The sequence below is a fragment of the Roseovarius sp. E0-M6 genome (assembly GCF_037083845.1).
In the GTDB taxonomy this organism is placed as follows: domain Bacteria; phylum Pseudomonadota; class Alphaproteobacteria; order Rhodobacterales; family Rhodobacteraceae; genus Roseovarius.
In genome coordinates, this window is the sequence record NZ_JBAPLA010000006.1 from 51,263 (window position 1) to 65,107 (window position 13,845).

The following is a 13,845-nucleotide window of genomic DNA, read 5'->3' on the forward strand; positions in this document are numbered from 1 at the left end:
GCGCAGGAGCGCGGGAGAGCACAGAGAGAGACTATGCCGGGCCGGGCCGAAACCGCGCCCGGCATTTCTGTTCCTGGGGCCGTGAGCAAGGCGATCCGGGACATGGGATGATCAGGTCTCGCAGATGCCCTGTAGCCTGAGCCAGTCGCTGTCGGGCAAAACCGGATCAAGCGATTGACCGGCGAAGGGGTCGGCCTCGATCAGGCTCAGCGTGGTTTCGCCGGAAATGTCGCGTGCGTAGGCATAGGGCGTGGTGCGCACCGACCATGCGCGAAAACCGTCGAGCAATTCCGTATCCGATAGCGGTGGCGGGTCGGCAGCAAGCAGGTGTTCGGCATAGCTTCGCAGAATGTCATCGGGCAGGTTGCCGGTGGTCAGTAGGCGGATCGTGGCCATGGTGCCCGCATGCTCGAGAAGTCGGTCGAGCGGATCGGCGTTGCGGGCGCGCAGATGCGCGGCGATGATATGACCGGCGAGAACATCGGGGTCTTCGTGATCCTCGACGAGGGTGCGGCCGATCAGGATGGTGCGACCGGGCAGGCCGACCGTGTCGGTCACACCATCGGGCACCACCATGAGCCGCGTGGCCCCGTCGGGCGGCGCGAGACGTTGCGCCAGCCGGTCGAGCGCCGCGACGCCACCCGGTTCAAAGCAAGGTGTTCCGGTGACGCCGCGCATCTGGTTGACCAGGTTTTCACCTATTTCGGCCCGCTTGACCGGCGGCACCACGGCGAGCGCGTGGCGGCGCAACTGATCCGGGAGCCAGAACACCGCCCCCGCGACCACCGTCAGGGTGATGCCAAGCGCGATCATCCGGCGGAGCCGTCCGGGGCGGGGCCGAGCGCGGGCGATGGCGGTGCGCAGCTTCTCGATCGCGGCGATCATTTCGGCTTCGCTGTCGGCAAGTTCGAGTGTCTCGGCCGGATCGCCGTCGGGATGATAGATCGCGGGCCGTTCACCGGGGTTGGCGCGGATGATCGCGGGCAGGGACCAATGGGCGAGCGGGCGCTCGGCCATGTCCGACACGACGAGCGTCGCGTCGCCCAGCGAGACGATCACCTCGCTGCGCTGCGCCTCGGGGGAGGCACGCCAGAGGCCGGTTGCCTCGAGCCTTTGATACTCGCTGAGTGCGGTCATGCTGTCCGGGCCTGCTCTGCCTCGTTCAGACGACATTAGCAGGGGGCGCGGGGTCCGGCAATTGCCTCGCGCAGGGGCGGGGCGATTGTGGACGAGGGGCGGGAGTGGTGCGAGAAATATATGTTCGACGGGATCTGCCTGTTGCAGGCGAAGAGCGAAACGCATTAACTCGCGCCCATGAAACTGCTTTTTCTGGGTGATGTGATGGGCCGGGCCGGACGGCAGGCCGTGATCGAGCGGCTGCCGGGCCTGCGTGAGGCATGGCGGCTGGATTTCGTGGTCGTCAATGGTGAGAATGCGACCAACGGGCGGGGCCTCAATGCGGGGCATACGCGCGCCCTGATGGAGGCGGGTGCGGACGTGATCACGCTGGGCGATCACGCCTTCGATCAAAAGGACATGCTTCAATTTCTTGAGACGGAACCACGCGTCATTCGCCCGCTGAACATCGCCAAGACCCCGCCGGGTCAGGGCGCGCGGGTCTTTTCGGATGCACGCGGGCGCAAGGTTCTTGTGGCGCAAGCATTGGGGCAGGTCTTTATGAAGCAGCCCTATGATGATCCGTTTTCGGCGCTGGACCGGGTGCTTTCGACCCATCGGCTTGGTGGTGCCGTGCAGGCCGCGATCGTGGATTTTCATTGTGAGGCGACAAGCGAGAAGATGGCGGCAGGCCATTTCTGTGAAGGCCGCGCAAGCCTTGTGGTCGGCACGCATACCCATGTGCCCACGGCGGATGCGATGATCCTGCCGGGCGGGACCGCATATCTGAGCGATGCCGGCATGTGCGGCGATTACCTGAGCGTGATCGGCATGGAGAAGACCGAGCCGATGCGCCGCTTTGTCACCGGCATGCCCTCGGCTCGGTTCGAGCCGGCGATGGGGGAGGCGACACTCTCGGGTGTTTACGTGGAAACCGATGATCGCACGGGCAAGGCAACCCGCATCGAGATGGTGCGCCAAGGTGGCCGCTTGCAGGAGTCGGGCGCATGATGGAGCGTATCGGGCTTTATGCCGTGCTGTTCTTGATGGGCACGGGATGGGGTTTGACGATTCCGCTGGCCAAGGTCGCGGTGAGCACCGGGCACAAGCCCTTCGGCTTGATTTTCTGGCAGCTTGTCACGGTGGTGATCCTGCTTGGCTCGATCACGGTTCTGCGGGGCAAGCCGCTTGTCTTCAAACGCGAATACATGCCGCTTTTCGTCATGGTGGCGCTGTGCGGGGCGGTGCTTCCGGACATATTCTATTACCTTGCCGCGATGACATTGACCGGGGGGGTGATGTCGATCACCACCTCGACGGTGGCGATGTTTTCGCTGCCGATCGCCCTGGCGCTTGGCAATGAGCGGTTCGAGGCGAGCCGGTTCCTAGGCGTCGGGTGCGGCCTTTTGGGAATCATTCTGTTGGTGGGACCGGATGCGAGCCTTTCGGAGGGATCGTCGGGCATCTGGGTGCTGATCGCACTTTTGGCGCCGTTGCTCTATGCGACCGAGGGCAATCTTGTGTCGAAATGGGGGACGCAGGGCCTTGATCCCATGCAGGTTATTTTCAGTGCGTCCCTGATCGGGATGGCGATCACGTTGCCGGTTGCTGTGGGCACAGGGCAATGGATCAACCCGCTGGACGGTGTGGGCCTGCCCGAGCTTGCGCTGGTGGTCGGAGCCATGGTGCACGGGCTTGTCTACGCCTGCTATGTCTGGCTTGTCGGGCGCGCGGGGTCCGTCTTTGCGGCGCAGACAAGCTATGTGGTAACGGCGACCGGTGTCTTGTGGTCCATGGGCCTTTTGTCAGAGAGCTATTCGGCGTGGGTCTGGCTCGCGCTGGGGGTGATGATGCTGGGTATGTTCCTTGTTCAGCCGCGGGCGGTGCGGGTGCTTGTGCCGGGGCGGGCCATGGAGGATGATGGGCATCCACCAGACGAGGCGCCGCGCACGTGATTTCCTATTTTGACCTGTCGCAAACGACACAGGCCCTGATGACGCTGAGCGTTGTCGCGGTGATGTTCGTTTTCTTCGTTCGCGAAATCTATCCCGTGGAAGTGGTGGCCATGGGGGGCGTCGCTGCGTTGCTGGTGACCGGGCTTTTGCCCTATGACGCGGCGCTTGCCGTCTTGTCGAACCCCGCGCCGTGGACCATTGCGGCGATGTTCATCATCATGGGGGCGCTGGTGCGGACCGGCGCGCTTGAGGCGTTTACCGCCGTGGCCGAGATGCAGGCGCGCACCAATCCGAAAATCGCCATTGCGATGCTTCTGGCTCTGGTGATCCTTGGATCGGCGATCATGAACAACACGCCTGTGGTCGTGGTGATGATCCCGGTTTTTGTGCAGATCGCGCGGACGATGGGCCTTCCGGCCTCCAAGCTTTTGATCCCGCTTAGTTACGCGGCGATTCTAGGGGGCACTCTCACGCTGATCGGGACGTCCACGAACCTTCTGGTGGATGGTGTGGCGCGGGCGCAGGGGCTTGAGCCGTTCAGCATTTTCGAGGTCACGCCGCTTGCCATCGCGTTGGTGATCTGGGGCATGATCTATTTGCGGTTCATCGGTCCCTATCTTCTGCCGCGTCGGGACAGCATGGCGGACATGCTGTCGGATCGGTCGAAGATGAAATTCTTTACCGAGGCCGTGATCCCGCCTGAATCGAACCTGATCGGGCGCGAGGTGACGGGTGTTCAACTTTTCAAACGCGAGGGCGTGCGACTTGTCGATGTGATCCGGGGGGATCAGTCGCTCAGGCGGAGCCTTGACGGGGTTGAGCTTCGGGTTGGGGATCGGGTGGTTCTGCGCACGCAGATGACCGAGCTTCTGAGCCTGCAACGCAACAAGAGCCTCAAGCGGGTCGATCAGGTCTCGGCGGTCGAGACCAAAACGGTCGAGGTGCTGATCACGCCGGATTGCAAGATGGTGGGCCGGTCGCTCGGGTCGTTGCGCCTGCGACGGCGTTATGGGGTCTATCCTCTGGCGGTGCATCGGCGGAACCAGAATATCGGCCGGCAGCTTGAGGATTTGATCGTGCGGGTCGGGGATACGCTGCTGCTTGAGGGTGCGCCTGACGACATCAAACGTCTGGCCACGGAAATGAACCTTGTCGATGTCTCGAAACCCTCGGCGCGGGGGTTCCGGCGGGGTCATGCGCCCGTGGCCATCGCCGCGCTTCTGGGGATCGTGGTTCTGGCCGGGCTGGGTATCGCGCCGATCCTGGCGCTTGCGGTGATCGCGGTGGCGGTGGTGCTGTTGGCGCGATGCATTGATGCGGACGAAGCGTTCTCCTTTGTCGAGGGGCAGCTTCTGGCGCTGATTTTTTCGATGCTGGCGGTGGGGGCCGCGCTTGAGGCTTCGGGCGCGGTGAAGCTGATCGTCGAGATGCTGTCGCCGTGGCTCATACTGTTGCCCGGCGTCGCGGTGATCTGGGCGATTTACCTTATTACCTCGGTGCTGACCGAAATGGTGAGCAACAACGCCGTGGCCGTGGTCATCACCCCCATCGCGATCGGGCTTGCCGAGGCGATGGGCATCGACCCGAGGCCGCTTGTGGTGGCGGTGATGGTTGCGGCCAGCGCGAGTTTCGCGACGCCCATCGGCTATCAGACCAACACGCTGGTCTATGGGCCGGGCGGCTATCGCTTTACCGACTTTCTCAAGATAGGCGTGCCTTTGAATCTGAGTGTCGGGCTTTTGGCCTCGGCGCTGATCCCGCTGATCTGGCCACTTTAGGGCACGGGCTCACTCCTCGGCGGCGTCGGCCTCGGCTTTGGTTTCGTGCTCGGTGCCCGGCGCATGCTCGGGTGGCGAATAGGTCGTGTAGAGCTTGAGGGGCCCTTTGCCGGTATTGACGAAATTATGATATGCCCCCGACGGCACGAAGCTTAGATCGCCCTCGTTTATGGGGGTTACCGCGTCGCCGATGACGGCTTTGCCATTGCCTTCGACGAAGATCAAAACCTGATCGTGGCCTTCATGAACTTCGCCACCGATCTCGCCGCCTTCGGGCACCGACATCAGCACGACCTGAGTTTTTTCGCCGGTATGGACGACCTGTCGGAACTCATCGTTTTCTTTTGCCATCTTGACGATGGGCATCGTGGCTCTCTTGCTGTCGGACATGATGGCCTCCTTTTCCGTGTCACGGTTCACCTGCAACGTAAGGCTGTGCGGGGTGGTTCCATCAAAGGGGCCAGAAAACCAGGATGGATGGTACCGAGACTGTGACGACCAGAATCTCAAGCGGCAGGCCCATGCGCCAGTAATCACTGAATTGGTAGCCGCCCGCGCCCATGATCAGCGTGTTGTTCTTGTGTCCGATGGGCGTCAGGAATGCACAGGACGCTGCCACGGCCACCGCCATCAGAAACGCATCAGGCGAGACACTCAGCGCGCGCGCCATCTCGATTCCGACGGGGGCGGCGACGATGGATGTCGCAGTGTTGTTGAGGATGTCCGACATTGTCATGGTCAGCACCATCAGCGCCGCCATCACCGCCCATGGCGGCAGACCCTCGGTCAATGTCACAAGCTGAGTGGCAAGCAGGTCTGTCCCGCCGGTGTCCTTGAGCGCGGTGCCAAGCGGAATGAGCGAGCCCAGAAGCACCACCACGGGCCATTCGATCCGCTGATAAATGGCGCCGGCGGTCAGGACACCTGTCACGATATAAGCCACCACCACACAGCCCAACGCGATCGGTAGCGAAACAAGCCCTAAAGTGGCCGCAAACACGGCTGCGGCGAAAAACCCGACGGCCAGCCACACCTTTTCCGGTTGGATCACCGACAGGTCGCGTTCGGCCAGCGGAATACAGTTCAGCCAATCGCTCACGTTGGCCGCATCGTCCTTGGGGGTGAGCAGCAACAGGATATCGCCGGGCTGAATCCGAGCATTTTGTAGATGGTTGCGGATTTGTTGCCCCTGTCGTGAAACGCCTACGACCACGGTCCTGTGACGCCAGTTCAGGCCGATGTCCCGGGCGGTCTTGTCCGCGATTCGCGCATCGCGGGGTACCACCAGTTCCAGCAATTCAAGCCCGTGGGAATTCTCCTTGGTCGCGTCGCGCCGTTCCGCATCGGTATACTCGAGATCCTTGCTTGAGCGAAACTCCTCCAAGGCTTCGGCGGTGGCTTCCAGAAGGAAAATGTCGCCAGCTTTGATCTTTGTCCGCCGGTTGCTGCCGAAGCGGCGTTTGCCATCGCGGATCAGGCCAATGATGTTTGCGCCTTTGACACCCATCTCGTCGTAAAGCTCATCGAGGATGTGATCTATCAGATCGTTGTCCTCGGGGACGGACAATTCGGCGATATAGACTGATGTATCGCGTAGGTGCGCACTGCTGTCCTGGTCTGCGACACGGGCGGGCATAAGCCGCCAACCGATCAGGGCGACGAATATCACGCCGACCAGCGCGGTTAGGGCCCCGACGGGCGTGTAATCGAACATCGCAAAGCTTTCGCCTAGCTCCTCCTCGCGGATGGACGCGACGATGATGTTGGGCGGCGTGCCGATCAGTGTGACCAACCCGCCGAGGATCGTGGCAAAGGAAAGCGGCATGAGCGTGAGGCCCGGCGCGCGCCCTGCCTTGCGCGCGGTTTCCACATCGACCGGCATCAGAAGGGCCAATGCGGCCACGTTGTTGATGAAGCCCGAAAGCGCGGCGCCCAGGCCGCTCATGATGCTGATATGGGTGCGCATCGCGTAGCTTTTCTTGATCAGCGTGCGGGTGATCAATTGAATCGCGCCAGAATCCACCAACCCGCCGGACACAAGCAGCACCAATGCGACGATAACCGTGGCGTGGTGGCCGAACCCGGAAAATGCATCCTCGGCAGGGACGAGGCCCAGAATGACCCCTATGAGCAAGGCCGCGAAGGACACCAGATCAAAGCGCACCCGCCCCCACATGAAAAGCGCGAAAATAACGGCGAAAAGGGCAAAAAGCATCACTTGATCTTGGGTCACGATGACCTCCGTGGCTGGCATGCGTACCAAGCCCTAACGCACGAGACCGCAACCGGGTTGCAGCGATGGCGCCGGGTGACATATAGAAATGCAGATCGTCACCAATATTTCGGAGGTCACCATGGCCGGCCACTCAAAATGGGCCAACATCCAGCACCGCAAGGGGCGGCAGGATGCGGCGCGCTCGAAGCTTTTCTCGAAGCTTGCGAAGGAAATCACTGTCGCCGCCAAAATGGGTGACCCGGACCCCGAGAAGAACCCGCGCCTGCGGCTGGCGGTGAAGGAAGCCAAGACCAGTTCGGTGCCCAAGGACGTGATCGAACGGGCCATCAAGAAGGCCATCGGCGGTGAGGCCGAGGACTATGAGGAAATCCGTTACGAGGGGTATGGCCCGAACGGCGTGGCGGTGATTGTCGAGGCGATGACCGACAACCGCAACCGCACGGCCAGCACGGTGCGCTCGACCTTTTCCAAGAACGGCGGCAACCTTGGCGAGACGGGCAGCGTGGCGTTCATGTTCGAACGCAAGGGCGAGGTGATCTATCCCGCCGAGGCGGGGGATGCCGACACGGTCATGATGGCCGCGATCGAAGCCGGCGCCGAAGACGTGGAGAGCAGCGAGGATGGACATGTCATCTGGTGTGCGGATACCGACCTCAATGATGTGTCGAATGCACTTGAGGCCGAACTGGGCGAGAGCGAGTCGACCAAGCTTGTCTGGAAGCCCACGACCACGACCGAGATGGACCTCGACGGGATGCAGAAGCTGATGAAGCTGATCGAGGCGCTTGAGGACGATGACGACGTGCAGCGCGTGACATCGAATTTCGACGCGTCCGACGAGGTGATGGCGCAGCTCTGAGCCTCTGCGTGATGGTGGGCAGATTGCCCACCCTACGGTTCAGATTTGATTAACGGGACGGGCGGTGGTCAGATATCCAGCTTGCCCTGCGCGCCGCGATCCTCCTCGCGCGCGGCGCGTTTGAAGGCGTCGTCGCGCCGCGCGGGCAGGCGCACGGCGCGGTCGCGCAGGCGAAGCGCCTCCTCGATGGTCACGATCTGAATGCGTGGCACCGGCTCGAATCCCTCCATCTCGAACTGCCCCGCCGCCGCCGCCTCGGCGATCATGGTTTTCTTGGGCTCGGTCAGGGTGAGGAAAATGCCGATCTCGGCGTGCTCGCGTTCGATCACGCCGCGCAGGTCGCGGATCATGCCGACGCCAATGTTGTCGCCCGCCTTGACCGAGACGATGGCGCGCTGCGTCTTGCCGAAATAGACATTGCCGTCGATGCCCCGGTCGGCGCCCTTTTTTCCGAGGTTGCCGGGTTGGGCGGCGATGAGCGACAGCGCCCATTTCTCGAATTCGAAATAGTAATTCTTGTCCTCCCGCCCGCGATTGGCCATGTCGCGCGCGCCGGCGATGTCCTGCGGCACGCCGTGGGTTGTGAAGGCAACCTTGGGGAAGGCGTCGCGCAGGCGTTTCTCGATCAGGCCGATGGCGAGGTGGGTGACGTCGATGCCGATCCACTGCCGCCCGAGTTTCTCGGCGGCGTGGACGGTGGTGCCGCAGCCGCAGAACGGATCGAGCACCACGTCGCCGGGATTGGACGAGGCGGCGACGATGCGTTCCAAGAGGGCCACGGGTTTCTGCGTGGGGTAGCCGAGGCGTTCTTGGGCGCGAGAGTTTATTGGGGAAATATCGGTCCAAACCGTGCCCATGACGCCCCCGTCCATTTCGGACAGATAGCGTTTCAATCTTGGTCGCTTGGACGTATCCGGCGACCCGTCTTTGTGCGTCGGATAATATATCCTTCCATCGTCATGCAAGCGCTGCATCGTTTCGAGAGAATAACGCCAACCTTTCGGCGGGCTTTCATGGCCCTTCCATTCATACATCATATTTGGTCTGGGGTTGGGGCTTGTCATGTTATCAAGCTGATATTTTCCGCGTCCATCACCATCATCGTGGCGATATTTCGAGGCCAGATATTCCTCTGAATGCGGTGCGCGCGGCGTGTTCCAGATAAAGTCATTCGGAGATTTTGCGTAGAAATAAATCGTGTCTGCAACCCGACTCCAAGTCTTTGAGTCGCTATGGGTCGTCGTTCTTTTCCAAATGATTTCGTTCTTGAAGCAGCGTGCCCCGAACACCGCGTCCAGCAGGATCTTCAGGTAATGGCTCGCCGTCGGGTCGCAGTGCAGGTAGAGGCTGCCGGTGGGTTTCAGCACCCGGTGCAGTTCCAGCAGGCGCACGGCCATCATGGTCAGATAGGCCATCATGTCGTTCTCGCCCAGAAACGACCGCATCGCGCGCAGCATCTCCGCCGCTGCCCCGTTGCCCGAGCGCAGCACCTCTCCGAACGCCTCCTCGGCGGCATCGGTCCAGTGCCAGGTATCATCGAACGCCTCGATCTGGGCGGCGCTCTCGTTCCCCTTCGGCCCCTTGAACAGCACGTTGTAGGAGGCGTTCGAGTTGAACGGCGGGTCGAGATAGACGAGGTCCACGCTTTCATCCGCGATGCTCTCGCGCAGGACGGCAAGGTTGTCGCCGTAATAGAGGTGGTTCATTGAGACGCCCCCGGATAAGCCCGTTCAGGATGACGGGTCTTGGTTAACGCGAAGTGTATCCGTGACGCGGCGGCGCGGCAACGGTTGGATGAGGCATCGGCGACCGTCACATCCGCGTCATGCAACCGCGCTAATCAAGCGGTGCATCTGGTGGCTTGTCAGATTTTTACCACCGGATATAGTGGATTTGACGAGACCGGCGTGAGGGCGGGACACTGCGATGATGGATGGTGATTTCAGGACGGATTTTGTGCGCAGCCCCGGGGCCTTGAGGGATCATCCCGCGCTGGTTCTCAATGCCGATTACAGGCCGCTGAGCTACTATCCGCTGTCGCTGTGGACATGGCAGGAGGCGGTCAAGGCGGCCTGGCTTGACCGGGTGGATATCGTGGCCGAATACGACCACATGGTCCGAAGTCCCTCGACCGAGATCAGGATACCTTCGGTCATCGTTCTCAAAGATTATGTCAAACCCCAGAAGCGCGTGGCCTTCACGCGCTTCAACCTGTTTTTACGGGACGAATTCTGTTGTCAGTATTGCGGGACGCGGGGTGAGCTTACCTTTGATCACGTGGTGCCGAGGGCGGCGGGCGGTGTGACGAGTTGGCAAAACGTGGTGGCGGCCTGTTCGGCCTGTAACCTCAAGAAGGGCGCCAAGAGCCTGCACCGGACGGGTATGGCGCTTCGCAAGCCGCCGCGGGCGCCGGGGGCGGAGGAGCTGCGCAATATGGGCCGGAAGTTTCCGCCCAATCACTTGCACGAAAGCTGGCTCGATTTTCTGTATTGGGATGCGGAACTGGAGGCGTGAACCGCGCCGGAGGTTAACGCAGCGTGCGGGAGATTTTCCGCATGACGCCCCGCATGTCGCCGAAACCCCAAGGTTAACAGGCAAAACCCGCATCGGTATACACGTCGGTATTCACGTCGGTATCGCGTCGGTGAATGGCGAGTCGCGCAGGGGGTTAACAGGGCGCCCGGTGGCAGGGCGTTAACACGGCGCAGAGCCGCTGCGCATCGACGGGGTGAAGGTGTATCGGCATTGACCCCTGCTGCCGTAGCGCCAATCGCAACCGCCAAAACGAGGTTGACTACCGACTGGCCGCTCTTTGGGACCGGTATCAGCCGGGTCGATGTGATGATCTGTAAATCATGAAAAAGGGGTCAGGTCATGTCGTTGGCTGCAAACGAGATTGTCGCCCCCACCTGCTTTTTTGATTGGTATCGCCGCAGGAAATGGTCATACAGGCATATGCTGACCGTTCCTCTGAAATCAGTTGCTCATTACGTGCGATACCTACCGTTGTGGTCGGCGTTGACTGTTGTTCGCTGGCGGTCCTTTGATTTGCGCTCTCGTGGGTTGGGCACGACATTCGCAGCGGTCATGCGATGGTTTCCGCCTGCGCGGCGGCGATTTGAGCGCGAGGCAAAGCGTGTGTTTCCGGGCATGACGCGCGGTGCTCGCGCGAAGCTTGGGCAAGACATGGGCCGATATATGGGGCGGACGCTCTTCGAGATATATCACGACGCCGAGTTTCAGACACAGCACCAGAAATTCAGGGCCTCGGGCCCCGGCCTTGATGCGTTGCTCGAGGCCAAGGCCGTCGGCAAGGGGGCAATCATCGTTTCCGGGCATTTCGGGCAATGGGAAGCCATTCGCGCCGTACTCAAGATGCACGGGCTTGAAAGCGGGGCCGTCTACCGCCCGAACAAGAACCGCCATTATGAGCGCCGGCTTCGTGCCGGGATCGAGGCGGCGGGCAGGCCGATTCTGGCAACCGGTCGGGTGGGCACCAGAGCCCTTGTGCGGCATCTCAAGGATGGTGGCATCATTTCCATTCTGCTCGATGAAAAATATGCGGAGGGGGTGCCCCTGCCTTTCCTTGGACACAACGCTCTTACGTCGTTGTCCGCGGCACAGCTTGCGCTCAAATATGATCTGCCCCTGATCCCCGCCTATGGAACCCGCTTGGATGATGAGAATGCCTTCCGGGTGGAGTTCGAAAGTCCGATCCCGCACACCGATAGCATCACCATGACCCGCGCCTTCAATGACAGTCTCTCGGCGCGGATCATGGCGAACCCGGATCAATGGTATTGGATGCTGAGGCGGTGGGACGGTCAGTGAATGTTCAAAGCGTGTCGCGAAAGGCTGTGTTCAGGTTTTCCTGAACCGCTTCGGAGCACAAAGCAAAGCTCCCGAAGGGGGCTTCGGGAGCTTCATGACGCGGGAGTCATATAGCGGCAGAGGCTGATTCCGCGCTCCGCACCATGGCCCGGAAAGGGTTGGCTGCGCAGCAGGGCACCTACTGGGATGCGATCTCGGCCGTGCCGATTATTGGGCGGCTGTCGGCGTGGACGGCTTCGCGCTGTCTTGGGCGGGGGCGGCACTGCCTTGTTGCGGGCTGCTGCCGGATTTGCCCTTGCTGTTGAGCGGGTCATCCTGACGCTGAACCGAGCCTTCGAAATGGGCCCCTGATTCGATGGCGATCGTCTTGTGGATGATGTCGCCCTCAACGCGCGCGGTGGAGGTCAGGCGCACCTTGAGGCCACGGACGCGACCGACGATGCGGCCATTGATCACCACGTCATCGGCGATCACTTCGCCCTTGATCGTGGCGCCTTCGCCGATCGTGAGCAGGTGCGCGCGGATGTCGCCTTCGACGGTGCCTTCGACCTGAATATCGCCGGTTGTCTTGAGATTGCCGGTGATGTGCAGGTCCGAGGACAGCACCGATGCGGGCGGCTTGGCCTTGGGCGCGGAGGCCTTGAAGTCGCTCGACGCGGGGGTCGCGGGCTTGGCCGTCTCGGTGGGTTTTGTGTCAGCCTTCTGCGCGCCGCTGTCGGCGGGCTTGGGGCTTGGGTCGTTGATTTTGCTCTTAGAAAACATCTCGTGCAGCCTTGATGTAGATCATGGGGTTTACGGCTTTGCCGCCGACGCGGACTTCGTAGTGTAGGTGTGTGCCGGTTGAACGTCCAGTGTTACCCATAGCAGCAATCTTCTGCCCACGCGATACCTTTTGGCCTTTTTTGACGTAGAGCTTGGAGTTGTGCGCATAGCGGGTTTCGATACCGAAATCGTGCTTGATCTTGACCAGACGGCCATAGCCGGATTGCCACCCGGCATAGGTGACAACGCCGTCGGCGGTGGCGTGGATCGGGCTTCCGTGGGCGCCGGCGAAATCGGTGCCGGCGTGCAAACGCCCCCAACGCATGCCGAACCCGGAGGTATAGCGGAACGCGGTCTTGAGCGGCACGTCGAATGGTGCGCGTTCGGCCGCGATGCGGTAGAGGTTCAGCTTGTCGAGTTGATCGAGGATCGCGTTGGCGCGGGTCGTGTCCGGCGACAGCTCACCACCGCTTGTCGAGATCGAGAGTGGCCGGAGCGGCCCGCCCTGACCCGAATAGCCGCGCCGCACGCTGTCGAGAAGCGTCTTGGTGTTGAGCCCGGCCTTGCGGAACATCTTGTCCAGCGGTTCGACCGAAATGGTCATGGCGTCTTCGAGCCGCCTGAAAATCTGATCGTTCTGATCCTGCATCAGCCGGATCTGATAGGCCATGTCGTCGGCGTGCTGAATCGCGTCGCGCGCATCGGCGATGACCTTGTCGCGCTGCTGCGCGGTTTCGGCCAGTGCGTTGGTGACGAAATCGAGTGTCCGCGTCTGGGTTTCATCCGTGCTGGCGCTTCGGGTCGTGGCGGCGGCGCCGGTCTCGTCGGTGAGGGCGGCGACGCGCTCGCGCGCGGCATCGCGTTCGCGCATGGTGCGGCGCAGGGTCGACTGAATGACGTCGACCCCTTTTTCCATCTCGCGGCGGCGGGTTTCGGAGGCCAGAAGCTCGGATTGCATGGTGGAGACCTGCGCCAGAACCGCGTTGAAGCGTTCCTGTGCCGCGCGGGCCTCTTCGGCGCGCTTGTCGCGTTCGGCCGACAGCGTGTTGAGGCGCTCTTCGTAGATGCGCTGATCGCGCTTGGCCTGTTCGCGGAAATTGCCCGATCCGATACTGTCCATCAGCAGGATCGCGGTGGCGATGATCGTCCAGGACACGATGAGCGACGCGCCCGCGAACGCAAGGAGTTGAGATCCCGGTTTGAGGCGAATGAAGCGGGTTTCGGTATCCGACCGCAGGAAGACCCTGCGTTCCGGGAAATACCGTTCCAATATGGCGTGAAGCCGAATAGCCAGACGTGTGCGCAAAA

Annotated in this window: 12 protein-coding genes; 6 read left to right on the top strand and 6 right to left on the bottom strand. The window is 61.7% G+C overall.

Going from position 1 to position 13,845, the window contains the following annotated elements; all coding sequences use genetic code 11:
• Positions 1–111: 111 nt before the first annotated feature.
• On the bottom strand, positions 112–1,137 hold the full coding sequence (locus tag V8359_RS14440) for a hypothetical protein (protein WP_336429737.1): 1,026 nt from the start codon (positions 1,135–1,137) through the stop codon (positions 112–114).
• 177 nt (positions 1,138–1,314) lie between these two features.
• Here V8359_RS14440 and V8359_RS14445 point away from each other — a divergent pair, with 177 nt between their 5' ends.
• From V8359_RS14445 to V8359_RS14455, 3 genes are read left to right on the top strand one after another with little or no spacing between them, the layout of a single operon-like run.
• Positions 1,315–2,127 (top strand): TIGR00282 family metallophosphoesterase, encoded by an 813-nt coding sequence (locus V8359_RS14445; protein ID WP_336429738.1) that lies wholly within the window; start codon positions 1,315–1,317, stop codon positions 2,125–2,127.
• A complete protein-coding gene (locus tag V8359_RS14450) occupies positions 2,124–3,071 on the top strand; it encodes a DMT family transporter (protein ID WP_336429739.1) in 948 nt (315 codons plus the stop codon). The genes V8359_RS14445 and V8359_RS14450 overlap by 4 nt, the downstream gene beginning before the upstream one ends.
• Before the next feature lie 38 nt (positions 3,072–3,109).
• Positions 3,110–4,849: an SLC13 family permease gene (locus V8359_RS14455; protein ID WP_442970388.1), complete on the top strand. Its 1,740-nt coding sequence runs from the start codon at positions 3,110–3,112 to the stop codon at positions 4,847–4,849.
• 9 nt (positions 4,850–4,858) lie between these two features.
• Here V8359_RS14455 and V8359_RS14460 read toward each other — a convergent pair whose 3' ends face one another.
• Positions 4,859–5,239, bottom strand: a complete 381-nt coding sequence (locus V8359_RS14460; protein ID WP_336429740.1) for a cupin domain-containing protein — start codon at positions 5,237–5,239, stop codon at positions 4,859–4,861.
• A gap of 61 nt (positions 5,240–5,300) precedes the next feature.
• The gene (locus tag V8359_RS14465) at positions 5,301–7,082 is read right to left on the bottom strand and encodes an SLC13 family permease (RefSeq protein WP_336429741.1); all 1,782 of its coding nucleotides are present in this window, start codon (positions 7,080–7,082) and stop codon (positions 5,301–5,303) included.
• Between the two features lie 121 nt (positions 7,083–7,203).
• Between V8359_RS14465 and V8359_RS14470 the strand changes: the two genes are divergently transcribed.
• The gene (locus tag V8359_RS14470; protein WP_336429742.1) at positions 7,204–7,944 is read left to right on the top strand and encodes a YebC/PmpR family DNA-binding transcriptional regulator; all 741 of its coding nucleotides are present in this window, start codon (positions 7,204–7,206) and stop codon (positions 7,942–7,944) included.
• A gap of 68 nt (positions 7,945–8,012) precedes the next feature.
• Here the strand turns inward: V8359_RS14470 and V8359_RS14475 are convergent, their stop codons facing one another.
• The gene (locus V8359_RS14475) at positions 8,013–9,650 is read right to left on the bottom strand and encodes a DNA methyltransferase (RefSeq protein ID WP_336429743.1); all 1,638 of its coding nucleotides are present in this window, start codon (positions 9,648–9,650) and stop codon (positions 8,013–8,015) included.
• 223 nt (positions 9,651–9,873) lie between these two features.
• On the opposite strand from V8359_RS14475, the gene V8359_RS14480 reads away from it, so the two are divergent.
• Both V8359_RS14480 and V8359_RS14485 read left to right on the top strand, forming a co-directional pair.
• The gene (locus tag V8359_RS14480; RefSeq protein WP_336429930.1) at positions 9,874–10,458 is read left to right on the top strand and encodes an HNH endonuclease; all 585 of its coding nucleotides are present in this window, start codon (positions 9,874–9,876) and stop codon (positions 10,456–10,458) included.
• 441 nt (positions 10,459–10,899) lie between these two features.
• Positions 10,900–11,775: a lysophospholipid acyltransferase family protein gene (locus tag V8359_RS14485; protein ID WP_336429931.1), complete on the top strand. Its 876-nt coding sequence runs from the start codon at positions 10,900–10,902 to the stop codon at positions 11,773–11,775.
• Between the two features lie 207 nt (positions 11,776–11,982).
• On the opposite strand, the gene V8359_RS14490 is transcribed toward V8359_RS14485, so the two are convergent.
• Together V8359_RS14490 and V8359_RS14495 are read right to left on the bottom strand one after the other, a co-directional pair.
• Positions 11,983–12,537 (bottom strand): bactofilin family protein, encoded by a 555-nt coding sequence (locus tag V8359_RS14490; protein WP_336429744.1) that lies wholly within the window; start codon positions 12,535–12,537, stop codon positions 11,983–11,985.
• Positions 12,527–13,843: a M23 family metallopeptidase gene (locus V8359_RS14495; protein WP_336429746.1), complete on the bottom strand. Its 1,317-nt coding sequence runs from the start codon at positions 13,841–13,843 to the stop codon at positions 12,527–12,529. The genes V8359_RS14490 and V8359_RS14495 overlap by 11 nt, the downstream gene beginning before the upstream one ends.
• Positions 13,844–13,845: the final 2 nt, after the last annotated feature.

Excerpts from the sequence above, each read along its gene's own strand:
- V8359_RS14450 (WP_336429739.1), top strand. The coding sequence starts at position 2,124 with ATGATGGAGCGTATCGGGCTTTATGCCGTGCTGTTCTTGATGGGCACG.
- V8359_RS14480 (WP_336429930.1), top strand. The coding sequence starts at position 9,874 with ATGGATGGTGATTTCAGGACGGATTTTGTGCGCAGCCCCGGGGCCTTG.
- V8359_RS14475 (WP_336429743.1), bottom strand. The coding sequence starts at position 9,650 with ATGAACCACCTCTATTACGGCGACAACCTTGCCGTCCTGCGCGAGAGC.
- V8359_RS14440 (WP_336429737.1), bottom strand. The coding sequence starts at position 1,137 with ATGACCGCACTCAGCGAGTATCAAAGGCTCGAGGCAACCGGCCTCTGG.
- V8359_RS14470 (WP_336429742.1), top strand. The coding sequence starts at position 7,204 with ATGGCCGGCCACTCAAAATGGGCCAACATCCAGCACCGCAAGGGGCGG.
- V8359_RS14445 (WP_336429738.1), top strand. The coding sequence starts at position 1,315 with ATGAAACTGCTTTTTCTGGGTGATGTGATGGGCCGGGCCGGACGGCAG.
- V8359_RS14460 (WP_336429740.1), bottom strand. The coding sequence starts at position 5,239 with ATGTCCGACAGCAAGAGAGCCACGATGCCCATCGTCAAGATGGCAAAA.
- V8359_RS14485 (WP_336429931.1), top strand. The coding sequence starts at position 10,900 with ATGCTGACCGTTCCTCTGAAATCAGTTGCTCATTACGTGCGATACCTA.
- V8359_RS14490 (WP_336429744.1), bottom strand. The coding sequence starts at position 12,537 with ATGTTTTCTAAGAGCAAAATCAACGACCCAAGCCCCAAGCCCGCCGAC.
- V8359_RS14455 (WP_442970388.1), top strand. The coding sequence starts at position 3,110 with ATGACGCTGAGCGTTGTCGCGGTGATGTTCGTTTTCTTCGTTCGCGAA.